This window comes from Oleidesulfovibrio sp. (assembly GCF_047973035.1).
Lineage (GTDB): Bacteria > Desulfobacterota > Desulfovibrionia > Desulfovibrionales > Desulfovibrionaceae > Oleidesulfovibrio.
In genome coordinates this window covers 1-25,814 of sequence record NZ_JBKEBF010000022.1, presented here as the reverse complement: position 1 = coordinate 25,814, position 25,814 = coordinate 1, and the positions used below count along the sequence as shown (strand labels likewise).

The window sequence follows — 25,814 nt, the reverse complement described above, 5'->3', positions numbered from 1 at the left end:
CGGTATTTAAACTTAAGATCGCCAAATTGGTCGTACAACATTAAGCTACTCTTTCCTGTCAAGTACCCCATACAACTTGAAACACTCATCTTTGGCGGTATTTCAAGAAGCATATGAACATGATCGGGGCAGCATTCCGCTTCGACTATATGTACACCTTTCCACTCACACAGTTTGCGCAATATCTCACCCACTGCGCGCTTCTTCTCTCCGTAAAAAACTTGCCGCCGATACTTTGGCGCAAACACTACGTGGTATTTGCAGTTCCATTTTGTGTGGGCTAAACTCTTAGCATCACCCATTGTGGCCTCCTTTTGATTTGCCACCTGCAGTTGCCAGACCGCAGGGATTAGTTAGCAAATCAAAAGGAGTTTTATTAATATCTCTATAGCTTTAAGCTTTACGGAACCCCCCGCCTAGCGGGGGGGTTTCTGCATACAAAAAAGGCCCGCCCGAAGGGGCAGGCCAACTTATACGAGACCATACGGCATACTATTTAGTTGAACAGCCCTTCAATTACACCACGGACTGCTTCCTTCACTTCATCCTTGGTTGCATCTCTGGCATCCTGCCCTATTTCCTTCGCATCCTGCTCAAAACCGGTGTCGCTATGAGAAGTTTGCTGCTGTTGGGGCATATTCACGTGTTGCACCCCGGCGGGCAATTCATAATACGAAGATGCAAGACTCTTAGTTTTCAGGCTGTGCAACCGCATCTGATCACCACAGCGCAGTATTCCGCCATACCCCATTTTTTTGCTTCTCTTGAGCTGTGCTCTACAAATTGCGCCATTTGCGGACCCATTGCCTGCCCCATTCTGGCGGCAATAGCATTCCATCCGTCTGACAGCTTCTTAATATCTGCATGGGTGGACAGCACAATGTCGTCACGGCTGACCACCTTACCGCCTTCATAAACAATGGCTGTGTATACCTTGCCGGAGTAGCCTGCGACCTTCTCGCTTTTATTCTGCTTTTCGTAACGCACTTCATACTCGGACGCGCCCCCTCCGAACATACTGGTGAAACCGCCCATTCCCTGCATCTGATCCAGATCCATGGCGTGCCAGTTCCCCTCGTCATCTTTACTTACGGCATACACCTTATCCCCTTTCAGCAACATATAGCTGTCAGGCGAAGTGTCCATCCGGACATGACCGGCATCACGCGTGCATAACGTCATCATATTCCCGTCAGCATACTTATACGTGGCGACAATGTCGGAACCAGCATAAGTAAGTACGGGAACAGCAAGCAGACAGCACATCATCAACAGAATCCTGCGCATACACTCTCCTCCATCCCCCCGGACAATTGTCACTTTCCATATTTGTATATCGTAAAACACATTTCGTCTATTACTCTCAGTTTTATCCATTACTTTTTTATATAAAACAAAAATTAAAAACATAATTACAAGGCAGTTTCGCCCATACTATGTTCATCAACATGGAATCATATAAAAATTACAGAATCACACCAGCAGAAGGAATTCCACGATCTCCATGTGTAGCTTATTCTCAATCGGTTGCTGTCTCCACCACGTTTATTCAACAGGCATCCGCCATCAAGCGTTGATGTTGCCAACCAAAAACCGCTGATGCTATCCATACGGAATCAACAGGAATCGCTAATCCAGCGGAGGGAAAAATGACAGCCTTGGAGCAAACGGTGGTCAGACCGTTCAGACCAGAAGACTCCGACGCCTTGATTGCACTGTGGAAAGAGTGCGGACTGACGGTGCCATGGAATGATCCTTACAAGGATTTAGTCCGCAAGTTATCAGAAGCACCGCAGGAAATTTTAATCGCTGAAAAAGATTCCATAATGGCGGGCGCCGTGATGTACGGATATGACGGGCACAGAGGCAGCGTTAACTACCTGTGCGTTGCGCCGCACTTCAGGCAGTCGGGGCTGGGACGCCTTTTGATGCAACATGTCGAAAAACGCCTTACCGAAAGGGGCTGCCCCAAAATAAACATCTGCGTTAGAAAAGATAATATCGCAATAAGCGGCTTTTATGCGGCACAAGGGTATCAGGAAGATAATGTTATCGTGCTGGGAAAACGCCTGACACATGATGAGAACATATAACGCAGTAAGAACATGAGACAAAAACCAAGAACAACAAACCACATAAGCTATACGGAAAGCTGGTTGTGCTACCTTATTCCGTTTCTGTTTTTAGCGATTATCTGTCTGGCATTACTGGTGCCCGTGCTGGAAAACGCTGCCGGCTTTCTTCAGAAGAGCCAGCTGTCACACCTTTCCCTGCTGGCTCTTCTGAATGCCGCTACAACAGCACTTGCCGGTTACCTTTTGAACTACATCGTCAAAAGACGTAAAAGGCACACAGACACATTGTTATCGGGCGGGCAGGCTCTTCTGCTCGGGCTTGCAGCAGGCGGAATTATACCATTTGCAGCAACCTCGCCTATTCTGCTTTTCTGCCTGACAATCACACTTATTGCCCTTGTCTGGATAAATCTGCGCCGTTTTATACGGCGCATCGTCACCATGCTGCGCCCGCAATCACACGCCACATGGGCAGACATTCAGGAACTTGCCCGAATCTACCTTATGCTGCTTACAGCGTTCACGCTGACCAACGCCAGCCTTGACGCCCTGCACCGCCTGCTCGGCAACACGCCGCCCTTCGGCTTTTCCAGCGGATTCGGCTTTTTTCTTGATTCGTTATACTTCAGTTGCATCATGATGACGACTGTGGGCTTTGGCGATATTGCGCCCTCAACGCTGGATGCAAAGCTGCTGGTAGGACTGGAGGCTTTTACAAGCTACATTGTATTTGCTCTACTGGTAGGCATCATTACAAGAGGCGTGCTACCTGTTGATCGCAAGTAGAAAGCAAAGATAAGGTCATGGGAAGTGGCAACTCTGAACTGCACGGCGGCTGCGAGCCGTATATTGCCATATCTGCTTTCAGTCAGTGGTAAAAGAACAGGAGGTCGCCGCCTTGTTCGGGGTCACCGCCTGTCCGCGATCATCGACGGGCAACGGTTAACCACGCCTGCCTCAGCTCCCTTAACGAAAGCCGCAACCAGTGCCGGCACAAGCGCACTTTTCTGAAAAACAAAAATCCGACCAGTTTTCATCGGAAAACGCACCGAAAAAAACTGGCCGGATCAGATATTATGTACGGCAGCTGCGCGTTATCTGTAACCTGACAATAAAAATACCAACATACGCTAACACTTTGGTAAGATGTGCCTTTTAATAGGCTCCGCTTCGCTTAAAGACCACCCATAACGTGCGCGAAAGGACGTGCAGGTCCATCCACACCGACCAGTTACGCGAATAGTAGGTATCCAGCATAACCCGTTCGGCGTAGGTGGTATCGTTACGTCCGGAAATCTGCCAAAGGCCGGAAATGCCCGGCAGCGTACGCTTGTATAGCTCAAAAGCGTCGCCGTAGCGTTCCACTTCATTCTGCACGATGGGACGCGGGCCAACCAGACTCATTTCGCCGCGCAGCACGTTAACCAGCTGCGGCAACTCATCCAGACTCGTCCGCCGCAAAAAGCCGCCGATCTTTGTTATACGCGGATCACAACGCAGCTTTTGCGTTTCAGCCCATTCTTCTGCCATTTCAGGATGCTGCTCCAGATAGTCCTGAAGAACTTCATCGGCATTGCACACCATGGTACGAAACTTCACGATGCGGAACAGCTTTCCATAACGGCCGAGGCGAGGCTGTGTATAAAAAATCGCGCCGCCGCCCTCCAGCTTGATGGCGACTGCAAGTGCAGCCATCACCGGAAGCAGCACAGGCAGGGCCAGAGTGATGATGGCAAGATCAAGGCCGCGCTTGATATGCTGACGGACAGGGTCGAGCAGTTTGGTCTGCATCTGCAAAAAAAGCACGCCCCCGACGTCACGAACTTGCACATTCAATGCGTCAAAGGCCTTGGGCGGCATAATCAGCGTACGCTGAAACAGCTCTTCAATACGCAGAACTTCATCAGAAAAAAACAGCTCACGGCTTTCAGAAGAACAGACCAGCATGGGTTGCGGTTTCATGGCTGCATACTCCAGCAACGGCTGCAGCCTGTCTTCGCTGTCCCCTTCCGGCTTCACAAGGCCCAAAACCCGCACACCCTGCCTGCGGTCTTTTTCAAAGCGTTCCTGCAGATAAAGGGCATCATCCCCTTGTCCCCAGATAACTGCAGGCAGCCCCCACCAGTCTCTGGTCGAAAAACGCCTGCGCACGGCAATACGGCAGAACGGCACAAGAACAACAGATCCCAGCCAGCCGACAAGCATGACAATACGTGAAAATTCTTCACTGACTTTCAGGAAGAACGTTACCGCAATAAAAAATGCAAAAATGAGTGACGTACTTATGGTCAAACGTTTCAGTTCTTCATGCGGGGCCACAAGAACTCCGGGATAGAGTCCGTGCATGGCGTACGCTGCAAGAAAAAACAGAACCACAGGAGCGCACTCAAAATAAAATGACAGATAGAACTGCCCGTCAAATACATACCGCAACAGAACAGCCGCACCAATAGCAAGCGTTAAAGCAAAAAAGTCAGAAGCAAGCATCATCAGAGTCATACGTACATCCGATGACAAGCGCCCGCATCCTTTTGTGTGATTATTCATCTCGTCCCCGTAGTTGCGAAACAACAGCACCCAGTGTGCAGCCAAGCATCATCAGCCCCAGCGCAAGCCACCATGTGCGGTAAAAATTATGCCCAAACAGGCCTGTGCCAAGATACGCAACAAATCCTGCCCAAAGCAGGCCCGTCATTCGCCAGTGCTCTACGTCATTAGCACCGGAATTTCGACGTATTCCTTTAAAAACCTGTATGCCGCACCATAAAAACCCGATTCCCACCAGCACGCCGGCAAGCAGCACAAAACCTGTTATGCCGCCATCGGATAAAAACTGCATAAAAATACCATGCGGATGCGGAATGCCTGAATCATTGATGACAAACTCAATGCCTAGCTCTTTAAAAGCAGGTCGGAACGTACTGGCACCGGCACCGAACCACGGGTATTCACGGAAAATCTGCAGAGCAGCATCCCAAAGTTCCCAGCGGCCATCTTGCATGAAGCGGCTCAATGAGACTCTTTCCGGCCCGAAAATAACCAGAACCGCTCCGAGAACGACAGGCGCAGCAAGCATTTTTATACTCAACCGCAATGTCACGGCTGCATAGCAATACAGTCCTGCCGCAAGCCCCAGCATACCGCTACGAGTCTGGGACATCACAAGCAAAAAGAGCGGCGGCATCATAGCCAGAGCCAGCAAGGCTCCGCGAAGCTTATCAGGCAGGCCCTTTGGCAAAGCCCAGAACGCCAGCAACGCAGGCAACATCACAATAGCCAGATAGTTGCCCACGCGGTACGTTCCCATGGACCCTGTCAGCCTGCCGTCGTAGGTAACCGGCGTTCCGTTCACCAGATCAAAACCGGTGCTGAACTGCCATATACCATCAAGCCCCTGCAAAAACACGCAGCCAAGCAGGAAAAGGCCCATTATACGCATATCTTTTTTACTTCGGATACACTCAAGCCCCACAAAGAGCAGTGGCAAGGATTCGTACAGAATATGCCGTGTATAGCCGAAGCTGTGACCGGGCCATTGCGAAAAGACGGTCATAATAAAAGGGTACAGAACAAAAAGTCCCAGCACCCATTTAAAAGGCAAATATGCCAAATTGGATTGCGCATATCCTCCGGCATAATAAGCTATAAGCAAAACCAGCCCGAGAACGCCCCCACCCACCTGAAATGCTTTGCCGAAAGGAAAAAGCAGGCAATACGCAAAGAATACAATTTTCAGCAGCGCCAGCACCTGCTGTGAAGTACGTTCCTGTACAAGCCAGCAACGAACCGCGCTTCCTTTTTTCAAAAGGAGTTCTTTGTAACGCATACGGGGTTGAGCATTCATCACTGCGTTATCCTTTTCTTAACAAAAGCGGTCAGCCCTCGGGCGGATAATTTGCTGCGAGGACTAACACTTATCAGTATTCCTGTACAGACCATACTAGACGGTGCACCTTGTACGCGGTATAGAGCACCTGTGAAAACTGCAATATTACATTACTGGCTGGTCAACCGCCGTGGCGGGGAGCGGGTCCTTGAAGAGCTTTGTACGCTTTTTCCTGATGCAGACATATACACACACGTGTACGCACCGCATCAGCTGGCATCGCCCGTTATCGAACGGCACAGTGTCCGCACCTCGTTCATCGGACGGCTGCCGAAGGCAGAAAAGCTGTATCAATACTATCTGCCACTCATGCCACTGGCGCTTGAGCAGCTGGATTTACGCGGCTACGACCTTGTCATCTCCAGCGAGTCCGGCCCTGCAAAAGGGGTTATCACATCGCCTGACACAATGCACCTGTGCTACTGTCACAGCCCTATGCGTTACGTCTGGGACATGTACCATGACTACATGGATAAAAGCGGACTGCTGAAGCGCACCCTTGTTGCCCCCATGATGCACTACCTGCGCTTATGGGACAGGGCATCAGCCGACAGGGTGGATCGTTTTATCGCCAATTCGCAGTATGTTTCAAGACGAATTGAAAAATGTTACCGCCGCAACAGCCGTGTAGCGCACCCGCCTGTGGACTTGCAGCAATTCTCGCACAGCAGCCCGCGAGACGACTTTTATCTGTACGCAGGTGAACTCGCACCCTACAAACGGCCTGATCTTGCCGTTCAGGCGTTCAACAGTCTGGGCAAGCGCCTTGTTGTTATCGGCGGCGGCTCCATGGAAGCAAAACTACGCGAACTGGCAGGCCCCACAGTAGAAATTATGGGGCGCCAACCTGACAGTGTACTTATCGACCACTATGCCCGCTGCAAGGCTCTTATATTCCCCGGCGCGGAAGACTTCGGCATAATTCCACTTGAGGCCATGGCATCCGGCGCCCCTGTACTCGCTTACGCCAAAGGCGGTGCTCTGGAGACAGTAACGGACGGGCAGTCCGGCCTGTTCTTCACCCAGCAAAGTATGCAAAGCATCATTGCCACAGTGCGGCAGTTTGAATCGCAAGGCGTAGCCCTGACACCGGAAGGACTGGCAGAACACGCCGCAAAGTGGGATGCCCCCCATTTCAGAACGCGTATGCAGCAACTTATTGACGAAGCGCTTTCCGGAACACAATGGTAACAGCTCATCATATACAAAAAACAGAAGCCGCGCTTGCGTAAAGCGCGGCTTCCTTTATTGCCTGTAAACCAGAGCAACCGGCTTTCTAACTCCGGCAACAGCTTGAATGCGGTGCAAAAGCTGCCGGAAATATAAAGGCGATCATGGTCCGGCTAAAGATTCTTTCCGTAATCCCGTTACGCGAGGGGATGGACATCCCCGGCCCTTTGCTCCGTGACAAAATACGAAACGCATTTTTTGAATACGTTATTCCGTTGCCATAGCAACCAGACATTGCTCGCGGCGACGGCGAACTTCATTACGCATTGTCTCCGGCCGGACCAGCGTAAATGCCTTTGCAGGGCACACCTGCATACAAGCAGGGCCTTCCGGCCTTTCAATACATAGCTGGCACTTCGCGGCGCGGCCCGCACGCACGGTAATGGCGCCTACAGGACAGGCTACCATACACATCTTGCAGCCTATGCAACGCTCTTTATCTACCGACACCACACCATCAACCACACTGATACCGTGCTGCGAGCAGACTCCCGCACACGGTGCATCCGCACATTGACGGCACTGAACCGGCACAGTCACAACAGCATCCACAATCAGGCTCAGGCGCGGGCTAAAAGGAGCAGCATCAGCTTGTGCATCAAGCACAGAGCAACCGGCACTTGCTGCCGCACATGCTACTTCACAGGCTGCACACCCTATACAACGGGCAGGGTCCGCCACGATAAATGCATTCATGGCTGCCTCCTAATGCTTTGTGCCATAACGGGTGTGCAACAGCGTATGCGAAAGATGCCCCAAAGGCTCTCCCAGATACTCCGTATACAGCTTCCGGACCTGTTTATTTTCATGTGACTTACGGCACTGCAACGCACTGTCATGATGGTACAGGCTGGCTTTGCGAGCCTCATAAACGCTCTGGCGCTGATAGGGCAAAAGCACCTTGGGCTGGCCTCCCCCGCTGATACAGCCTTGGGGACAGCACATGACCTCGATAAAATCAAACTCGTTTATGCCCTTTCTGATATCTTCAAACAGCGGCGCCACGTACTGAAGCCCTGCCACAACGGCTACGCGATACGTTCGCCCGTTCATGGTCAGCTCCGCCTTGCGCAGGCCTTCACCACCACGCACGTAAGCAAGTTCAGTCTGCGGCACAGCCTTGCCTGTTACCAGTTCATACGCGGTGCGCAGAGCTGCCTCCATCACGCCGCCTGTCAGACCAAAAATATTGCCTGCGCCGGAGTACGTACCTAACGGGGTATCGAACTCTTCTTCCGGCAAACTGGCAAAATCAATACCGCAATGGCGGATAATCGCCGCCAGCTCACGGGTTGTCAGCACGGCATCGACATTGCGCACACCGTCATTCTGCATTTCCGGCCTGTCAGCCTCATATTTTTTACAGGTACAAGGCATCACAGCCACACTGTAAACGTCTTCCGGATTTCTTCCGTCCAGCTGTGCACCATACGATTTAAAAACGGCTCCGGCCATCTGCTGGGGCGACTTGCAGGATGAAAGATGTCCCAGCAGGTCAGGGTAATTCAGCTCGGCGTACCGGACCCACGCGGGACAGCAGGAGGTAAACATGGGCAGCGTACCGCCTTCAGCTATGCGCTTCAGCAGTTCGCTCCCCTCTTCCATAATGGTCAGGTCGGCAGCAAAGTTAGTATCGTACACTCTGCTGAATCCGGCCCTGCGCAGCGCTGCAGCCAGCTTGCCGGGGGTAAGCGCTCCGGCGTCCATCCCGAATTCTTCGCCTATGGCCACACGCACAGCGGGCGCACACTGCACCATGGAGAACACACCTTGTGCCAGTTTAGCCGCCACTTCCGGGGCATCGCCCGTATGCCATGCGGCAAACAACGGTTCTGCATTTTCTGCAAACAGATTACGCTGCTGTTTTTTACGCGCATCAGAAGTGGGCCTTGCTTCAAAAACCGACGCAAACGCACTGCATGTCTGCACGCATTGCCCGCACAACACACACTTAGCCTCATTCACCACATGCGGCGTTCCCTGTGCACCTTCTATAGCGTTAACAGGGCATACTTCGGCGCAGCGACCGCAGCCGGTGCACACTTCTTCATCTATCTGAATAATAAAAGTATCGTTCATGACTGAAGCCTATCCCTGCCTTTCGCTTTGCTGGCTGCCGATGCCGGAAACATATTTTGCAAGATTATGAGCGGCCTGCGAACTGCGCTGTTGCCGCAGGGTCTTGGCACTGACCAAAGCTAACGCCTGCTTCGGACAAACTTCCACACAGGCCGGACCAGCTTGTCTGCCGGTGCACAGGTCGCATTTTCCGGCAACCAGCACCTGCGTTTCCTCCATGCGCCCGCTTTCATCTTCGGCAGAAACGGCCTGCATTTTCGGCTTGCCGTTTTCAAAAACAGGCAGCAATTCGATTGCGCCGAAGGGACAGGCAAGCATACAGGTTTTACACCCTACACAGAGCACTTCATCCACCACCAGCGCGCCATCCGCACGGCGGATAGCGTGTACTGGACAGCTTCCCGCACAGGGGGCATCTTCACAATGCCTGCACTGCACCGGCGCTGTCACCTGCGCCGTGCGTACCAGATATAACCGCGGCAGAAGCGGCTCTGTCAGATTCCCTGCCACCGGTTCTTTTTTCATACGGCTATGCGCCACAGAGCACGCCACTTCACACAGACGGCAACCGATACACTTTTTCGTGTCGGCTACAATAAAATTACTTAGCTGCATATATTCTCCGCATATCAGGCGGCTGCTTCCGCTTTTGTACAGCAACTGCCTGCCGGTGATTTTTCTGATGAAACAGAGCCGTGCACACCATACGGCTTTGCCGGAATTTCCGATGCGCAGGCTTTGCGGATGCGTACGGAGCAGACTTTCAGCTCCGCTGTTCCCGTAACGGGGTCTGCCGCACTGTTCGTCAGGGCATTGCCGCAGCTTTCACTGTAGTGGAAGGTGGCAAACACCAGCCCCTGCATGGTTCTGTCTGTTACGGCGACACGGGCTGTCATACTGCCGCGACGCGAGGTAAGCGTAATCATATCACCATCTGCGATGCCGTAACAGGTGGCGTCCGCAGGATGCAGTTCCACCAGCTCAAAAGGCGCAAAGCCATCCAGCCCCCAGCAGCGACGTGTCATAGTGCCGGTATGGTAATGGGCCACCACTCTGCCCGTAGTCAGCATCAAAGGATATTCATCATCAGGCAGTTCCGCGGGGTCGCGGTAGTCCACAGAGCAGAAGCTGCCTTTGCCGCGGATAAACTCACCCGCATGCAGAACAGGCGTTCCCTGATCCTGCACGCTCCTGCACGGCCACTGCACACCGCCCTGCTCCAGCCGCGCATAGCTGATACCGGCGTATGTGGGCGTAAGCGAACGCATTTCATCAAACACATCTTCAGGGCAGGTATACCCCGCGCCGCACCCCATGCACTCCAGTAAATCAGCCAGAATCTGCCAGTCAGCCTTGCTTTCGCCCACCGGGTCCACTGCTTTGCGGATGCGCTGGACGCGGCGCTCCGTGCTGGAAAATGTTCCGTCTTTTTCCGCAAAGGTGGCTCCCGGCAACACCACGTGAGCTTTGGCCGCTGTTTCCGTTAAAAAAATATCCTGCACTATGAGAAATTCCGCACTATCAAGACAGTGTTCCACATGGTTGATGTCAGGATCGCTGCGCATGGGATTTTCACCAAACACATACAGCGCACGTACAGAACCATGCTCCAGCCCGTGCAACACGTCCGGAATGCGCAAGCCGGCGTTTGCGGAAAGTTCTCTGTCCCATGCTTTGCCGAATTTTTCGCGCACACTCTTGTCGTGCACCTTCTGATATGCCGGAAATACATCCGGCAGTGCTCCCATATCACAGGCTCCCTGCACGTTGTTCTGGCCGCGCAACGGGTTAACACCTGTTTTTGCGCGCCCCATATTGCCGGTAAGCAGCGCAATGTTCGCAACGCTGCGCACGTTATCAACGCCGGAGGTATGCTGGGTTATGCCCATGGTGTAATATGTTGCCATATTCTCGGCTTTGCCGATGATACGGGCTGCCCTGTGGATATCGCCAGCGCTGACACCCGTAATCGTTGCCGCATGTTCCGGCGTATACCGCAGCGCTGTCCGGCGGAACTCGTCATACCCCTCTGTACGGTCAGCGATAAAAGCCTCGTCTACCATGCCTTCCGTAATGATCACATGGGCGATGCCATTCAGCAGTGCCGCATCGGTACCCGGCTTAAGGCGCAACCATAAAGTTGCATGCTGGGTCAGCGTGATTGCTCTGGGGTCGGCTACCACAAGCCCAGCGCCCTGCCGCACGGCCTGCAACATTCCTGCACCGATAATCGGGTGGCACTCTGTGGTGTTCGTGCCAACGGCAAAAATAACATCGCCTTTGCCCATGCTCTCCAGCTCATCGATGGAGTTCGTCATGGCTCCGCTTCCGAATGCTGCGGCCAGACCGGCCACGGTGGGAGCGTGTCAGAGGCGTGCGCAGTGATCGACATTATTGGTGCCGATGGCTGCGCGCATAAATTTCTGCATCAGGTAATTTTCTTCATTGGAACAACGGGCAGAGCTGAAACCGGCAACTGCGTCCGGCCCGCTTTCAGAGATAATGTCCGCCAGCTTGCTGGTGATAACGCCATAGGCTTCATCCCAGCGGCAAGGAACAAGCTGCCCGTTTTTACGGATAAGGGGCGTTTTAAGCCTGTCTGGGTGGTGCACAAAGTCAAATCCGAAGTGCCCTTTAGAGCACAATCTGCCTTTGTTCACTGTGTTTTCGATGGCAGGACGGATACCTGTAATTATATCATCCTGTACTTGCAGATAAAAGGCGCATCCAGTACCGCAGTAGGGACACGTCGTCAGAACTTCTTTCATCTTTCGCTACCTGTCTGCATGCAGCAGACAATGCTCCACAAGAGCTTTTGTATTAGTATGACATACTGCCGTCAGCTTTTTGCTTCTTCCAGAGTGCTGCCATTCTGGCTTACTCCTTTGTCTGCATATACGACAAGTTGTTTTTTTATTTTACTAAATATCGTTGCACAAATACAAAGTCATTACGCACTCACAGCACAGGAATACAGTTTCCCATGCAGTAAATGACCATCCCGTGTTCATAGTGCATTAATATGACAACAGATCATACCAATGCAGTATTCACACATTTTCACGCACCACCTTAATCAATATGCACAACTTTTTTTACATGTAAGACATCAATTAAAAGGGCCGACACAACCGTGTCGGCCCATTCGGGTACAATCGTTCATCGATTCACGCATCTTCAAATCATTTTTTGCCGCTCAAAGCTGCAACCGCCAGTAACACTCCCAGCACTATCCCCAGTATGGCGGCAAAAAGAGTCTGCATGGCTGGCGGTAACAAAAACGTAATGGTGTGTGCGGGAATCCAGAACAGCGGAATCGTCTTACGAAAAACAAATCCCCACATCACATCCCAGTTCACGCCGCGCAACAGTGCTCCCACATCGGCAGGCTGCCATAAAGCACACAGCTTACCATTATGGTTATGAATATGCGCATCCGTAAGCTTGTGCAGCGTCATGAATACGGGCGCAAAAATACAGTTCATGAAAACGCTTACAGCAAACGCGCTGCCTACTCGAGCTGCACTCAACCCTTCGGAACGCAAGGCATCGGCAGGCAGGCCGAACCCGGCCAGCAGGTTGGGCACGCCAGAGGCAAACACCACAAATGCAGCCTTGATGATAACGCCCAGCACGCCCCACACCACAGCCTTGGGCAGCACGCCAAAGTCCGGCTTCCAGTAACGGCCGGATACGATGCGCAAAGCAAAACATTCACCAAACGTGGCAAGAAGCGCAAACTTGGCAAAGCTCATAAGATACGCGTGGCTGGCGTTCAAGTCGGCGTAACATTGCGCAAGCGAAGGCAACAGGACAAACAGCAGTGGCACACCGGCCAGAAAGCCCGCGGCCACCGCGTCAGATTTACGAATCATGGACATATTCCCTGTTCAGACAGAAACAAGCGGCGGGTACGGGCACCCGCCGCCTGAAACAGCACTTAAAATAAAGCGTATGAAACCGCAATATTATCTTTTATTGCATCCGTTACTGCACGCACGCAGGATGTCGGCACGCAAGCGGCCTTCGATATAAATAGCCAGAGAGCCTATGGCTCTGTCGCATACCGAAAACACCGGTACACCGCTGGACATGACTTCGGCACGCATGGGGTCGAACAAGCGTCCGCCGTCCACCACGCCTATAATCGGCTTATCGCACTTTGCTGCAACCGCCGCTATGCGCTTGGTAATCGCTCCGGCTTCATGCATGGAAAACTCCGGTACATCCGGCGAATCCAATGTATGCACAGAAGGCGAAAGCGGATCAAGGCTGATGACAACCGCATCCACACCGGGGTCCTCTGCCAGCAGACGGGCAATTTCAGCGTGCGCTTCGTCATCTGCTGCGGGATTGATATCCAGCGGATTGGTTACGGTAACCAGCCCATCCAAACGTTTGGTCTTAAGAATTTCCTTAATGGCGTTCACGGTAGCGGGTGCGTACGTTGCAAGCTCCATACGGTAGTCATCTGAATGAATGGAGTCCGCCATGCCTACAGCCTCAAAGCCTGCACCGCTCACTGCGGCAAGTCGGGTTCCGTTTACTTTTTTGCCGTACAGCTTTTCTGCCAGCAAAAAGAGTTCCTGAAACTCGGTAAACGTGCGGGCAATAATGGCTCCGGCCTGACGCACGCAGCTTTCGCAGACCATATAGTCACCAGCAAGCGATGCGGTATGCCCGCTGGTGGCACTTTTCCCTTCCGGAGTACGGCCTGCCTTGTAAAAAACAACTTCCTTTCCGGCGATTACCGCTTCGCGCACGGCACGGCAGAACGCCAGTCCGTCCAGATCGTTAAATCCTTCAGCGTATACGGCGATCACGTCTACCGCATCAGAATCCTTGAAGTAAGTAACCATATCGCCCAGTGTCAGGTCCGTCTGGTTACCCATGGAAATCATGTAGGCAGGGCGAAGTTCAGGGCTCTGGCTGCTGCGGTGCAGCATGAATGCGCCACTCTGGCTGACCAGCGCAGCACGATGGTAGGTGCCGCTCCGGTCTTTGGGCAGCTTCTGCTCCGGAATGAACCACGTGTCGTAGTTGCCGGGGCGTGAAACTACGCCCATGCAGTTGGCACCCAGAAAAACAGGGCCGCCGTCGCCTTTGCCATGCTCTTCGTCGATGCGGGCGATAATGCGCTCCGCGCGTTCTCGGCTCTCTTCCGTCTCGCCCATGCCCCCCGGAATAAGCATAACAGTTTTTGCGGCACCCAGCCTGATGACATCATCGACAAGATCAGACACCTGCGCGGCGCCTACTGCAACCACAAACAGGTCCAGCGCATTTTCAGGTGCAACTCTCTGGCCGCTTTCATCAAGGCCCAAAGCGGCCAGATCAGACAGGCAACGTGCGCCTGCAATTGTATCGCCTTCTGCCGCACCGGGGCGGAAAACAGTGACCTTTTCCGGCGCAAAGCCTTCGTTAAGCACGTTATCCAGAATGATACGGCCGAAGTTCCGGCGGGTTGTCGAAACCCCGACAATGCCTATGGATTTAGGATGCAGCAGGTTGTGAATCTTCTGCACGGGACGGGCGTTTCCGGCAGGCTGCGGCACGCTGAAGCGGCACAGGCCGTCCAGCGGCACCATCAGATAATCCGTAAACGCAAACGGGTTAATCTCCAGCTCTTCAATAATAAAGGGAGCCTCAGGGTTTGCATCAGAAAAATATTTCGCCATTCTGATAAACGAACCGAAGCACTCCACAAGCTGCTCATCGGTCACAATACGCTGCTGACCTCGAGTGAGTCCCGCAAGTTTACGATAAGAAATAGTCTTCCGGAACAGCTCGAAAAAGGCATCTTCGTCCGTCAGTTCAGTGGATGCGGCAACAATGGCCTGCCCCTTGCGAAAGCGCTCGGCATACAGTTCGGTATCCGTTCCCCCCAGACCGGCGCTGATGACAGTACCGAACTCGCGGGTACGGCGCAGGCCGACGATAAGCTCGTTACCGAACGCGCTGGAGTCAGGCGGCATGAACTGCACCTGCAGCACGCCTTTCAGGTCGCGGCTGATGGCAGCCTGCAATGTTTCGCCGCGCAGCCCCTTGTATGGCTCGGGAGCATGATCAGGGTTACGCTCGATATAGGCTGCGTAGTTTTCCGGCACTTCGTACAGCATACGGCGCACGGCGGAACGGATGCGTTCGGGAGTTTTTTCCACAATACGCACTCCGCGCACTTCCGTTTTGTGCACAATTGTAGGCGATACAATCTTAATGACCGCCTTATCGCCGGGAATCGCCATCAACTCTTCGTCGGAAGGACGCGCTCCGCGCGGAATCAGGTTTGCCTTGGGCGGCGTTTCAGCGCCGGAACTGGCAAGCAGGGTGTAGACTTCGTACTCATACAAAAAGTCACGGCCTTCTTCATGCGCTGTGCAAAAAAGTTCGGTTATCCGAGAATAGTCGATGGGAATGGTCATGCTCATGCGGGACTCATCTCTAAAAGGTAAAAGGTATCCGCCGGATTGATGCACCGTACCGGCGTGTTGAAAAAGGCCCGAAGCAATTACTCACTTCGGGCCTGATATCATCCTTACGGCCTAAACCAGTGTACGACCTTGCAGGAAGGCGGCGTGGTTCAGCGTCCAGATTGCAGGTTTGGGGCTTACATTCTTAAGCGCCTGCAACCATACTTCAACGGGGAAGGCGTCAAACGGGGCCAGCTTGCTGAGCGCACCCAGCATGACCACGTTGGCGCAACGACCACGTTCATCACCAAGCGCAAGCGCTATTTTCAGCACGTCGATGCGCACCACGTTGTAGCCGGAAAGCAGTCCCGCAATAGCATCCTGCGAGGGATACTTTTCGGGGTCAAAACCTTGCGGAACAATGGCTGTTTCCGACAGCAGAATGGTGCCGTCGGGACGCAGCATGTCGAGGAAGCCGGGGCGAAGGATTTCGCTCTGCTCCATTACGATAAGCGCGTCGGCAGAGCCGGGCACAAACTGAGTGCTGTATACGTCGCCGCAGGCGAAAGTCGAAATAACAGGACCGCCCATCTGGGCCATGCCGTGAGTTTCGCCTTTCAGAATATTCTTTTCGCCGTAACCGGCAATGAATGCCATCTGCGCAAGCGCCTTGCCGAAGAACAGGTTACCCTGACCGCCGACACCGCGGATGCTCAGGCTGAGGCGCGCAGGACGCTGCTCGTCGGTAAGCACCGGTACGTTGATGGATTCGGGCGCAACAGGCAGTTCGGGCTTTTCTACACAGCCTTCCACAGTGCACTCGGTATTAATGCTGATGGCACCCTTGGGGCACATCTGCAGGCAGGAAGGCTTTTTCGAAACGCAGCCAGTGCACAAGTTATTCCACTGGGGAATACCGTTTGCGTCAGGCACAATACCGGGGCAGATGTTGCATGCGCCGCAGGCTACGCACTTTTCGGCATCCACTTTCACTTTCTGGCCGTAAGCTCCGGCAGGAACCTTACGAATACAGGTACCGCGGATAACCAGCGTAGTGAAGGTGCCTTCCTCGGCGGCCTTCAGCGCTGCGCGCAGTCCCTTGCGGATGCTCTTAAGGTCATACGCGTCAATCAGCTCGACCTCTGCGCCCTGAGCCTTAAGCGAGCCGACCAGATCAAAGCGGTTTTTATCACCGGCAAGGTTGATGGGTGAAGTGGGTCCGGGCTGACCGCCTGTCATGGCAGTCCATTCGTTGTCCAGCACAACCTTTACGCCGGAAACGTTACGGAACACTGCGTTACGGGTTGCATCCATACCGCTGTGACATTCGGTACCGTCGCCCAGCAGGCTGATACACTTGGAAACAGATTCCGGCTTGGAAAGTACATAGCCGGTACGCTTGCTTTCGCTGGCGCCCATGGCAAGGCCGGTATCCAGCGCACCAAAGAAGTACAGCAAAGTGTTACAGCCGATATCGCCAAATACAGCTTCAAGCTCACCCTTACGACGCATACGGGCAACCACTTCGCCGAACAGGCGGTAGGGGCAACCGGCGCAGATCATGGGCGGGCGCGGAACAGGGGCAGCCTGCGGCTTGGGCGCAGCTGCCGGAGCATTGCCGAGGAATACCGCAATGCTTGCAGGAGTCCACTCGGTAACATCGCTGTATTCCGGCTTGCCGATTACGGTAAGACCGGCGGCAGTACAGGATTCCTGAATAAAGCGGTAGCCGTCTTCGATAACGTAGACATCACCTTCGATGGATTCGCAGAACTGACGGATTTTTTCCATGGGCAGCGGGTTGGTGAAGCCCAGAGAAAGAATGTCGATGTCCTTGTCGAACAGCGCCTTGTATTCGTCCATGTACATGGAGTTCACGCCGTGGGTGATAACACCGCGCTTGCCTGCACCTTTGATGTGCACGTTAAGCGGGCTTTCTTCCACCATCCGGAGCAGCCCGGGCATACGCTCTGCCATAACCTTGTTATAGTTGGCGCGTGCGTACACGGGCAGCGAGTTCTGTTCACGCAGGGGCGAAACCTGAGCTGGTTCGCGGCTGGTGGTTTCCATCATACGCACAAGACCTTCGCTGTGGCAAAGCACACCGCTGGGCTGAATCACAATGGGTGTATTGAACTTGCGGGCGATTTCCACCGCGATAAGTGCGGACTCGTGCATTTCCTGATGGGAACGCGGCTCGAAAACCGGCACGAAGCAGCTTTTGTAGAGATAGCGAGAATCAATGACGTGCTGCGTGGAGCTGGGCGTATAGTCGGAAGCCACATAAAAAATCAGGCCGCCGCGGTCTGCCGTATAGGTTGCCACGCTGGTAAATATGTCACCGGCCTGATATAGCCCGGGAATTTTCATGGTCACAACGCAATCGCGTCCTGCCAGCGAATGCCCGTGCCCCACACCGGCAGCTACGGCTTCACTGACTGACCACCCTACGGTAATCAGATCCTGAACCTGAGAAAGGCCCTTATCTATCACTTCGGAGCTGGGCGTTCCGGGGTAGCCGTCAACGGCATGGATACCCGCACGCACGCAGCCCACTGCAAAAGCGATGTTCCCCTGAAGCACGGCAGCATTGCCAGCTTCGTCCTTACACAGTTTCTCGATGGGATTCACGTTTTCTCCTCCGAAAAAGATCGTTCTCTTTCCAACTGGGGAACCTGCCGCCATATTGGTACAGCAGAGGCGGTTACGCGCCGCCTTCGTCTTCCTTTTCCGCCCTTGCGGCCAGCCACGCGACAAATCGTTCTGCATGTTCCCGCTTTAGCACCAGCCCGTACGAAACAGGGGTGCCGTCAACCTCCAGCACCGGAACACGGTCGCCATATCCTTGCCGCGTGATTTCCAGATAACAGGCAACCTCGGTGACATTGGCTGAAACAGCGCCGCCGCGCAACCCTCGAAACAAAGGTTTTCGCAGCTCGCGACGCAATAAATCCGCTGTTGCACGGCAACGTTGCGGGTCCGGATCATAAAGCGTCACATTTATTTTTTGAGGTAACAACACGGAATCACTTATGGATTGACCGAACAGTCATGCGGAAGGGGCTACTTGCCGCCACGCCGGACATAATGTTCGGCTTCCAGCGCTGCAACAGTGCCATCGGCAAGTGCAGTGGTGATCTGGCGATACTTTTTGGGACGCACATCACCCGCGGCGAATACTCCGGCAACGGAAGTCGCCATCAGGTCATCGGTCACAATATATCCGGCTTCATCAAGGGTCAGCATTTCTGCAAAGGCTTCTGTACTGGGTTTTTGTCCCATAAACACAAACACGCCTTCGCATTCGACGGTAGAGGTGCTGCCGTCGCCGTGTGCCAGTGTTACGGCCGTCAGTCGTCCGTCCTGCTGGTGCAGTTCCTGTACACTGGTCGAAATATGAAGCGTGGCATTAGGTCTTTCCGCCAAGGCCTGCTGTGTTGTTGCCGCGGCAAAAAATCTGTCCTGAGCCTCAATGAGGGTCAGGTGGCTGATGCCAAGGTCAAGCAGGGCAAGAGCTTCATCAAAGCCGCTGTTACCGCCGCCCACAACAAGCACGCGTTTGCCTTTGTAGGTGCTGCCGTCGCAGATGGCGCAATAGTGCACATGGTCGCAGTCGTCGCCTTCCAACAGTACAGGTGTACGGCCTGTGGCAACGATGACCGCTTTGGCCTCGTAGCGCACGTCATCGGCTTCTACTATTTTGGCATCTTCAGTCAGGCTGATTGCATCAATACAGGCGGCTTCTTCCACTTCCACGCCCAGCGCAGCCACCTGCTCTGCCATTTTTTCAGCCAGCTCCATGCCGGGAATGCTGATGTAGGACGGCATATTTTCCACAACACGCGTCCAGTTAACCAGACCACCACAGGCGTTTTCTTCCAGCAGGGTCACGCTCAGGCCGGCACGGGCGGCATAGACCGCGGCTGTCATACCAGCCACGCCACCACCCAGAATAAGAACATCTATCTGCTTGGTTTCCATGTGTCGCAATCTCTTTGCAGCCTGCCCGCTGCTATACAGAGTGATAAAGGGTATTCAGCTCTTTGGGGTTCATCAGGCCGGTCTTGGTGAATACGGCTTTGCCGCCACGCACGATAACAAGCGAGGGCACGCGCTCAACGCCGTAAGCTTCCATAACGGCCTTGTCGGCTTCGCTGTCTACGGCCATAAGCACAACAGAGGGGTTCTTTCCGGCAAACTTGGCCAGTACCTTTTCCATATTCTTGCAGTGCGGGCACAGCTCTTTATGAAAAAGCACTATTCCCTCTTCCGTGCCTTCGATGCGGGTATCAAGATCACCCGGCGCTACATGCTCAAGACTCATTGTCTGCTCCTTATATTCTGAAAAATCATCATGCAAAGCGGCTTGTCATAACACCGGAAGCATCGCCTGCCGGTAAGGCCGAAACCGGATGTGACGCAAAGCAGCAGCACAAACATCACCGGCAGCCGGTTGCTGACAATGCGCAGTAACAGCCGCACTGATTTGTATGATTTCTATCGGGCTAGCATGACCGGCATATACTGTCTGTCCGCAATTCATCTTTTTCAAGCATCAGCTCAAAAAAAAGAGAGTACAGAGGCAAAGCGGTCCGGTTTTTACTTGTGCACCAACTCAAGAAAGCGGGCTACATCGGCTATCAGAACGCTGTCTTTGGTAAAGTTTTCAAAGACCCCGTCTTTTTCCAGATCGCGGATAGCCTTGTACAAAGTTGTTCTGTGAACACCCAGCAGGTTGGCTATATCCCGCATTTTCATGGAAAGAGTCAGTTCGACCTGCTCGTTGCTGAACATATTCTCGCCGCTGGTGACGTATAAGAAGGTGCACAGGCGTTCACCTACATTTTGCAGCCCCATGGAAGCCGACTGGTTGCTGAGCGTACTTACCTTTGTGGCAAAAGTGTGCAGCAACGAGGTGACAATCTCGGGATGATTGGGCAGCAGGTCGGAATACACGCTCTGGCGCGAAAAACGCCAGATGGTTGCAGGTTGCGAGCATACGAACGTGCTGAGAATAGGCTGCCCCGTAAAAAACGGTGTCTCACCGAACAGGGTTCCTTCCTCAATATACATGAGAATTTTTTCAGAGCCTTCCATGCTGGTGCGGATCATACGAACCTCACCGGATTCAAGATAGAACAGGCTGTCCACCATTTCTCCGGCACGGATGATCACTTCACCTTTTGCATACTTGCGCGGCGATGCCAGATGCAGCACGCCCCCCCAGGCCATATCTTTTGCCCGTATTCTCCAGAAGTCTTCCATGATTGTCCCTGATACGCATCGTGCCAGATTGCGGCGGGCCGCATAAGGCCCGCCGCAGAACGGCTTCGATTATGTTGTTCTAAGCTCACCGATGTACAGCTTCAGCTGTTGCAGCAGTTCTTTGGCTTTTTCAGGCTGCTCGGCGATGATGTTGTCCAGCTGGAACGGATCTGTTCTGCGATCGTACAGCTCATCCTGCTGCGGCAGCGACACTTCCGCGCCGGGTACGCAGGTCCACATCTCTTCCTTGACCTCCAGCTGAGCGGACTGCTTACCTGCATTACCGCCCTTACCGGAACCGTCATAGAATATCTTGTTCATGGAGTCTGTGTCGATCTCTCGTTTCAGCCAGTGTATATAGCTGTAATCATGCGTGATAATAGACCACGACATGCCGTAGTAACCGGCAATGGCAAAATCACGCACGGTATCGGTCTCTCCGCGCATAACAGGCAGCAGACTTATGCCGTGCATATCTTCTGCATCAAATGTGCTGATGCTTTCGTGTCCTGCTTCGTTCAGCGCGTCAGAATTGTAGTATCCCAGCGCATCCATAACGGTGGCAGAAATGTCTACGTTCTGCACAAAGCTGCTGATGCGCTTGCCGCCTTCCACACCGGGCACATGTGCCAGCAGGGGAACGTGAACCAGCTCTTCATAGGGCCACGGACGGCACTTACGCATAATACCGTGGCCGTGTTCGCCTTCACCCATGGGCTGACCATGGTCGGATGTAATCACGATCATGGTTTCATCCCACAGCCCTTGTTCTTTAAGCGAATCGAACAGCTTGCCCATCCACTTGTCCACAAGGGTTACCTTTTCAGCATAGAGTGCGCGGATATGTTTGCACTCTTCTTCGGTCAGCACGCCTGCCACTTCGGACCACGGTGCCAGCAGCAGCGGGTTGCCTTCGTAATCAGGGTTGTAGGGGCAGGGCTTGCCTTCCCATACTGATGGCGGATCCCACGGCTCGTGCGGGTCAAAAGAATCCAGCCACAGGAAGAACGGACGCGAGCAGTCGCGCTTGTTGCGCAGCCAGTCATCGGCTTCGCGGGCAACAACGGCAACGTAGTTATCTTCGTCCGACTTCCAGTTCTGGCGCTGGCGCAGGTAACACTCGGTCTCACGCAGCAGCGACTTGCTGGAACTGTCCAGCTCGCCGTTTTCATCACGCGACAGCCAGTTGGGCGATACGTAGTCTTCCGGATTGAAATCTTCAGAAAGCGGAACATTACTGAAGGTTTCATGATCCAGCTCGTGACCGTTGCAGAAACGCACATAGTCAAAGCCGCGCGAATAGCCGTATTTGGGCAGACGCATAGGCGGCGTATCATAAATAAGAGCGGTCTGAACCTCGCGGCACCACAGAATGTCCGTCAGCGTGGTGTCTTCAGGGTCAAGGGGTTTCCAGCCGCCGTAAGGCAGCGTGTAGCGCCCTGTCATCAACGCACGGCGCACCGGAATAGTGGGCAGACCTTCGCTGTAGGCGTTTTCAAACAGAAACCCTTCTTCCGCAAAGCGGTCAAGGTTGGGGGTTTTCACCTCGCTGTTGCCGTAGCAGCCAAGATAGTTGAACTGCAGCGTATCCAGCATGATGAAAAGGACGTTCTTAATTTTTCCGGAAGACATACTATCTATCCTGTTTTTGTATTAAGAGTTTTCTATACGTTTTCGGTTTGCAGCTTTGCGGCGGCGCGTACGGAAGAACCATCGCGGCGGCGCATGCCGAAACCTGTGGCAGCGCATAGGATAGAGAATACGGGCACAACCCAGTTAAGCAGCGCATACGGCGCAAACTCAAACGCGCTGACACCCAGCACACCCATAATGTAAAATGCATGAACGCTCCACGGCACCAGCGGGCAGCCAAGGGTACCGGCGTCTTCGCAGGTACGCGAAAGTACGGAACGGTCAAGTTCCTGTCTGTCGTACTCGCTAAGGAAAGCACGACCGGGAATGATAGCGGCCAGCATCTGGCTGCCGGTTCCCAGAAGAATGATATAAGCGGAACCAAGCGTTGCAGCCACAAGGCGTACAGGAGACTTGGAGCCGTGCAGCATGGCATCAAGCAAGACCTCAAGCACGCGGGCGCGCTCCAGAATACCGCCGAAGGCCATACCGGAAGTAAGCAGCAGGATGGTAGGCATAACAGACATCAGCCCGCCGCGGGAAAGCAACTTGTTAAGCTGTGCAGATTCGGTAGACGCCTTGAAGCCGGTGGTCAGCTGCTTGGCAAGAACGTCCAGCGGGGCACCCTGCACAAGGGCGATGATAAGCGCACTTGCAAGGCAAACGCCCATAACCGGCAGTACAGGATAGCGGCGGTATGCCAGCACGATCATCAATACGGGCGGAATGAACGCCACAGGTGACAGGTTAAAGCCTTTTTCAAGACCGGAAAGGATTCCGGCAAGGCTTTCCATGCTTCCTGCACCGGCCACGCTGTGGGTGGAGCCCAGAATAATGAAGCCGATAAACGCCACGATAGCGGCGGGAATGGTGGTCCACATCATGGAACTGATGTGCGTGAACAGCGGTGTTTCGCAGATGGTGGCGGTAATATTGGTGGAATCTGACACCGGAGACATTTTGTCACCGAAGTATGCACCGGAAACAATAGCGCCTACGGTCATTGCAGGCGAAAAGCCCATTACGCCGCCGACACCCAGAAGCGCCACGCCGATAGTACCCATGGTACCGAAAGAAGTACCCGTAGCGACAGATGCCACAGCACACAGCAGAAATGCCGATGCAAAGAAATACTCCGGCGCAATCAGCTTAAGTCCCCAGTAGATGATGGCGGGGATGGTGCCCGAAGCAAGCCATGCGCTGATGATCATACCGACCATTACCAGAATGGCGACAGCCAGCTGCACTCTGCCGAGCGACTCAAGCATGCCGTCCTGCAGGTCTTTCCATTTATACCCGATGGGCAGGCACATCATGCCTGCAAGAGCAACTGCCGCCAGCAACGGCAGAACAGGAGGCCGAACTCCGACAACAACAGTACCGTACAGGATCACGCCGACGGGCAGCAAAAAGCATAGTACCGCCCACAGCAGTCCCGGCTTCGGGCCGGCTTTGGCCTCAGGATTCTGGTTGTTCAACCCGCTCATTTCCTCTCCTCGCGATGTAATAAGTTGCGCAACTTTTCGCCGGTCTGGCTCGCATGCGTCCATGCAACCGGCGTCCGAAAGAGCCTGAGCACGACACCCTGCCGTGCATAAACATCCCCTGGCTCTGCTGCGGACATAATTTTCCTGCCTGTTTTCATTCAGGCTATGCCGCGTTCAGCAGCCAACATCCCCCGACATTGCCTGCAGTTCTCCGTCTCAAGTGTGTCCGCCGGACATTTTGTGATGCCCGGCACAAGCAGGCCATGCATAATGCAGGCACCTTGCGGTATAAAATCAGCATGTTTGGCTACCATGCGGCAGCCGCATGACATCATTGCAAACACGTATTTCCATGGTGCTGCGACCAGCTTTGCAGGCAGCATGTTCAATCACCCTAGCGGCTGCAACCAGGCTCGGCAGTCGCATTTGCGACATAAAACAAATATTTTGTGAAAAAAAGATCACAGGCGACACTCTCACAAAAATATGCACTCACACAACAGCATACTAATCGTATTTACTGAAAAAAGACTTCGCACGTTCAAAAAATTTCAGTACTGTAATGTATGGAGGACGTTCTCATGCGCAGGGCGATATTCACGTTACTTCTGTTACTTAGTGTTTCAGTGCTGCCGTTTCAGGTGCGTGCACAGGAACCGATGACTCTTATCTGCGACATATGGCCACCATATCAGACGCAGAAAAACGGGCATGTTAACGGTTTTTCCACCCTTGTTGTCACCACTGTTCTGGACAACATGAAAGCCCCGATAAAAAGCACCAGAGCCTTTCCGTGGCAAAGAGCACTCGAAATCATCCGGGCAGGGGACGCGCATATCCTGTTTTCAGCCAACTACACGCCAGCCCGCGAAATGTTTGCCAGATATCCTTCTGAGCCCATTGTGGAAAGCCCGTGGGTCATCTGGTCACGCGATAAGGAATTTTCCAGACCGGAAGATCTTAAGGGGCTGCGGATAGGCGTGGTCCGAGGATACAGCTATACACCGGAGTTCTGGGATTTCATCGAAACATACTGCGAAGTAGAGCAAGTTCACTCTGACGAGATCAATTTTAAAAAGCTCTCCATAGGCAGGCTCGACGCTATTATTGCAGAATACGGAAACGGCCTGCAGATAGTACGCAACCTCAAGGTATCAAATATCCGCCCGCTCAAGCACATAACTATCAAGTCTGACGGATTATACGCCATATTCAGCCGCAAGCTGGTATCAGAGGAGTTCGTCGTTTCTTTTTCCCGCCATCTCAAAGAATTTAAAGAATCAGAACAGTATCAGAAACTGTACAACTCATACTTCGCACTGGAAATGTAATTATAATCATAACGCTCGCTAGTTATTAGTGTACACTGTTATTCTGACCTGACAATGACAGGTAAAAGTAACCAAACTTCCTTATAGGGGGGAGTCATGACGACCAATATCTCCTTAAAACAAAAGATGATTGCCTTCTGCATGGCCATAGGTATCATTCCGTTTGCCGCAATGGAGAACAGTATCAGAAACTGTACAACTCATACTTCGCACTGGAAATGTAATTATAATCATAACGCTCGCTAGTTATTCGTGTACGCTGTTATTCTGACCTCACTATGGCAGGTAAAAGTAACCAAACTTCCTTATAGGGGGGAGTCATGACGACCAATATCTCCTTAAAACAAAAGATGATTGCCTTCTGCATGGCCATTGGTCTCATTCCGTTTGCCGCAATGGAGAACAGTATCAGGAACTGT

Annotated in this window: 22 protein-coding genes; 4 read left to right on the top strand and 18 right to left on the bottom strand. The window is 53.2% G+C overall.

All coding sequences use genetic code 11. The features are described 5' to 3' along the window. The 3 genes from tnpA to ACK5LI_RS07755 all read right to left on the bottom strand — a co-directional run. Positions 1 to 302 (bottom strand): IS200/IS605 family transposase (gene tnpA / locus ACK5LI_RS07765; protein WP_416947909.1); only part of this gene is annotated, 302 nt, incomplete at its 3' end. Between the two features lie 194 nt (positions 303 to 496). After that, positions 497 to 643, bottom strand: a complete 147-nt coding sequence (locus tag ACK5LI_RS07760) for a hypothetical protein (RefSeq protein ID WP_416947907.1) — start codon at positions 641 to 643, stop codon at positions 497 to 499. A gap of 53 nt (positions 644 to 696) precedes the next feature. After that, on the bottom strand, positions 697 to 1,287 hold the full coding sequence (locus tag ACK5LI_RS07755) for a hypothetical protein (protein ID WP_416947906.1): 591 nt from the start codon (positions 1,285 to 1,287) through the stop codon (positions 697 to 699). Between the two features lie 362 nt (positions 1,288 to 1,649). On the opposite strand from ACK5LI_RS07755, the gene ACK5LI_RS07750 reads away from it, so the two are divergent. Then, positions 1,650 to 2,093, top strand: coding sequence for a GNAT family acetyltransferase (locus ACK5LI_RS07750; protein ID WP_416947904.1), 444 nt, complete (start codon positions 1,650 to 1,652; stop codon positions 2,091 to 2,093). Between the two features lie 12 nt (positions 2,094 to 2,105). Then, on the top strand, positions 2,106 to 2,861 hold the full coding sequence (locus ACK5LI_RS07745; protein ID WP_416947902.1) for a potassium channel family protein: 756 nt from the start codon (positions 2,106 to 2,108) through the stop codon (positions 2,859 to 2,861). A gap of 369 nt (positions 2,862 to 3,230) precedes the next feature. On the opposite strand, the gene ACK5LI_RS07740 is transcribed toward ACK5LI_RS07745, so the two are convergent. Beyond that, positions 3,231 to 4,622, bottom strand: coding sequence for a sugar transferase (locus ACK5LI_RS07740; protein ID WP_416947900.1), 1,392 nt, complete (start codon positions 4,620 to 4,622; stop codon positions 3,231 to 3,233). Continuing rightward, positions 4,615 to 5,919 (bottom strand): O-antigen ligase family protein, encoded by a 1,305-nt coding sequence (locus ACK5LI_RS07735; protein WP_416947898.1) that lies wholly within the window; start codon positions 5,917 to 5,919, stop codon positions 4,615 to 4,617. Before ACK5LI_RS07735 ends, ACK5LI_RS07740 begins: the two co-directional genes overlap by 8 nt. 132 nt (positions 5,920 to 6,051) lie before the next feature. Here ACK5LI_RS07735 and ACK5LI_RS07730 point away from each other — a divergent pair, with 132 nt between their 5' ends. After that, positions 6,052 to 7,152, top strand: coding sequence for a glycosyltransferase (locus ACK5LI_RS07730; protein ID WP_416947896.1), 1,101 nt, complete (start codon positions 6,052 to 6,054; stop codon positions 7,150 to 7,152). Between the two features lie 246 nt (positions 7,153 to 7,398). Here ACK5LI_RS07730 and ACK5LI_RS07725 read toward each other — a convergent pair whose 3' ends face one another. The 13 genes from ACK5LI_RS07725 to nhaC all read right to left on the bottom strand — a co-directional run bounded on the left by ACK5LI_RS07725 (position 7,399) and on the right by nhaC (position 24,064). Next, positions 7,399 to 7,887: a 4Fe-4S dicluster domain-containing protein gene (locus ACK5LI_RS07725; protein ID WP_416947894.1), complete on the bottom strand. Its 489-nt coding sequence runs from the start codon at positions 7,885 to 7,887 to the stop codon at positions 7,399 to 7,401. A gap of 9 nt (positions 7,888 to 7,896) precedes the next feature. Continuing rightward, positions 7,897 to 9,270, bottom strand: coding sequence for a [FeFe] hydrogenase, group A (locus ACK5LI_RS07720; protein WP_416947892.1), 1,374 nt, complete (start codon positions 9,268 to 9,270; stop codon positions 7,897 to 7,899). A 9-nt stretch (positions 9,271 to 9,279) separates the two neighbouring features. Then, complete coding sequence (locus ACK5LI_RS07715; protein ID WP_416947890.1) at positions 9,280 to 9,885, bottom strand: 4Fe-4S dicluster domain-containing protein; 606 nt, start codon at positions 9,883 to 9,885, stop codon at positions 9,280 to 9,282. A 14-nt stretch (positions 9,886 to 9,899) separates the two neighbouring features. After that, positions 9,900 to 12,038 (bottom strand): formate dehydrogenase subunit alpha, encoded by a 2,139-nt coding sequence (gene fdhF, locus ACK5LI_RS07710; RefSeq protein WP_416947888.1) that lies wholly within the window; start codon positions 12,036 to 12,038, stop codon positions 9,900 to 9,902. 414 nt (positions 12,039 to 12,452) lie between these two features. Next, complete coding sequence (locus tag ACK5LI_RS07705; RefSeq protein ID WP_416947886.1) at positions 12,453 to 13,145, bottom strand: hypothetical protein; 693 nt, start codon at positions 13,143 to 13,145, stop codon at positions 12,453 to 12,455. Between the two features lie 93 nt (positions 13,146 to 13,238). Then, complete coding sequence (locus ACK5LI_RS07700; RefSeq protein WP_416947911.1) at positions 13,239 to 15,692, bottom strand: acetate--CoA ligase family protein; 2,454 nt, start codon at positions 15,690 to 15,692, stop codon at positions 13,239 to 13,241. Positions 15,693 to 15,812: 120 nt separating this feature from the next. Beyond that, positions 15,813 to 18,311, bottom strand: a complete 2,499-nt coding sequence (locus tag ACK5LI_RS07695) for a 2-oxoacid:acceptor oxidoreductase family protein (protein WP_416947884.1) — start codon at positions 18,309 to 18,311, stop codon at positions 15,813 to 15,815. A 73-nt stretch (positions 18,312 to 18,384) separates the two neighbouring features. After that, positions 18,385 to 18,678, bottom strand: a complete 294-nt coding sequence (locus tag ACK5LI_RS07690) for a hypothetical protein (RefSeq protein WP_416947882.1) — start codon at positions 18,676 to 18,678, stop codon at positions 18,385 to 18,387. 65 nt (positions 18,679 to 18,743) lie between these two features. Then, positions 18,744 to 19,661 (bottom strand): NAD(P)/FAD-dependent oxidoreductase, encoded by a 918-nt coding sequence (locus ACK5LI_RS07685; protein WP_416947880.1) that lies wholly within the window; start codon positions 19,659 to 19,661, stop codon positions 18,744 to 18,746. A 31-nt stretch (positions 19,662 to 19,692) separates the two neighbouring features. Then, positions 19,693 to 20,004, bottom strand: coding sequence for a thioredoxin family protein (locus ACK5LI_RS07680; RefSeq protein ID WP_416947878.1), 312 nt, complete (start codon positions 20,002 to 20,004; stop codon positions 19,693 to 19,695). Between the two features lie 275 nt (positions 20,005 to 20,279). Further along, complete coding sequence (locus ACK5LI_RS07675; protein ID WP_416947876.1) at positions 20,280 to 20,945, bottom strand: Crp/Fnr family transcriptional regulator; 666 nt, start codon at positions 20,943 to 20,945, stop codon at positions 20,280 to 20,282. Positions 20,946 to 21,014: 69 nt separating this feature from the next. Further along, positions 21,015 to 22,577, bottom strand: a complete 1,563-nt coding sequence (locus tag ACK5LI_RS07670) for a sulfatase (RefSeq protein WP_416947874.1) — start codon at positions 22,575 to 22,577, stop codon at positions 21,015 to 21,017. Between the two features lie 32 nt (positions 22,578 to 22,609). Continuing rightward, complete coding sequence (gene nhaC / locus ACK5LI_RS07665) at positions 22,610 to 24,064, bottom strand: Na+/H+ antiporter NhaC (RefSeq protein ID WP_416947872.1); 1,455 nt, start codon at positions 24,062 to 24,064, stop codon at positions 22,610 to 22,612. Positions 24,065 to 24,645: 581 nt separating this feature from the next. Between nhaC and ACK5LI_RS07660 the strand changes: the two genes are divergently transcribed. Continuing rightward, entirely contained in the window at positions 24,646 to 25,395 is a 750-nt protein-coding gene (locus ACK5LI_RS07660; protein WP_416947870.1) for a substrate-binding periplasmic protein, read from the top strand. Positions 25,396 to 25,814 lie beyond the last annotated feature (419 nt).

What these genes read in the sequence shown, in the direction of transcription:
- ACK5LI_RS07745 (WP_416947902.1), top strand. Translation starts at nt 2,106, where the DNA reads ATGAGACAAAAACCAAGAACAACAAACCACATAAGCTATACGGAAAGC.
- nhaC (WP_416947872.1), bottom strand. Translation starts at nt 24,064, where the DNA reads ATGAGCGGGTTGAACAACCAGAATCCTGAGGCCAAAGCCGGCCCGAAG.
- ACK5LI_RS07700 (WP_416947911.1), bottom strand. Translation starts at nt 15,692, where the DNA reads ATGACCATTCCCATCGACTATTCTCGGATAACCGAACTTTTTTGCACA.
- ACK5LI_RS07750 (WP_416947904.1), top strand. Translation starts at nt 1,650, where the DNA reads ATGACAGCCTTGGAGCAAACGGTGGTCAGACCGTTCAGACCAGAAGAC.
- ACK5LI_RS07685 (WP_416947880.1), bottom strand. Translation starts at nt 19,661, where the DNA reads ATGGAAACCAAGCAGATAGATGTTCTTATTCTGGGTGGTGGCGTGGCT.
- ACK5LI_RS07670 (WP_416947874.1), bottom strand. Translation starts at nt 22,577, where the DNA reads ATGTCTTCCGGAAAAATTAAGAACGTCCTTTTCATCATGCTGGATACG.
- ACK5LI_RS07755 (WP_416947906.1), bottom strand. Translation starts at nt 1,287, where the DNA reads ATGCGCAGGATTCTGTTGATGATGTGCTGTCTGCTTGCTGTTCCCGTA.
- ACK5LI_RS07715 (WP_416947890.1), bottom strand. Translation starts at nt 9,885, where the DNA reads ATGCAGCTAAGTAATTTTATTGTAGCCGACACGAAAAAGTGTATCGGT.
- ACK5LI_RS07720 (WP_416947892.1), bottom strand. Translation starts at nt 9,270, where the DNA reads ATGAACGATACTTTTATTATTCAGATAGATGAAGAAGTGTGCACCGGC.
- ACK5LI_RS07680 (WP_416947878.1), bottom strand. Translation starts at nt 20,004, where the DNA reads ATGAGTCTTGAGCATGTAGCGCCGGGTGATCTTGATACCCGCATCGAA.
- ACK5LI_RS07660 (WP_416947870.1), top strand. Translation starts at nt 24,646, where the DNA reads ATGCGCAGGGCGATATTCACGTTACTTCTGTTACTTAGTGTTTCAGTG.
- ACK5LI_RS07675 (WP_416947876.1), bottom strand. Translation starts at nt 20,945, where the DNA reads ATGGAAGACTTCTGGAGAATACGGGCAAAAGATATGGCCTGGGGGGGC.
- ACK5LI_RS07705 (WP_416947886.1), bottom strand. Translation starts at nt 13,145, where the DNA reads ATGATTCGTAAATCTGACGCGGTGGCCGCGGGCTTTCTGGCCGGTGTG.
- ACK5LI_RS07735 (WP_416947898.1), bottom strand. Translation starts at nt 5,919, where the DNA reads ATGAATGCTCAACCCCGTATGCGTTACAAAGAACTCCTTTTGAAAAAA.
- ACK5LI_RS07740 (WP_416947900.1), bottom strand. Translation starts at nt 4,622, where the DNA reads ATGAATAATCACACAAAAGGATGCGGGCGCTTGTCATCGGATGTACGT.
- ACK5LI_RS07725 (WP_416947894.1), bottom strand. Translation starts at nt 7,887, where the DNA reads ATGAATGCATTTATCGTGGCGGACCCTGCCCGTTGTATAGGGTGTGCA.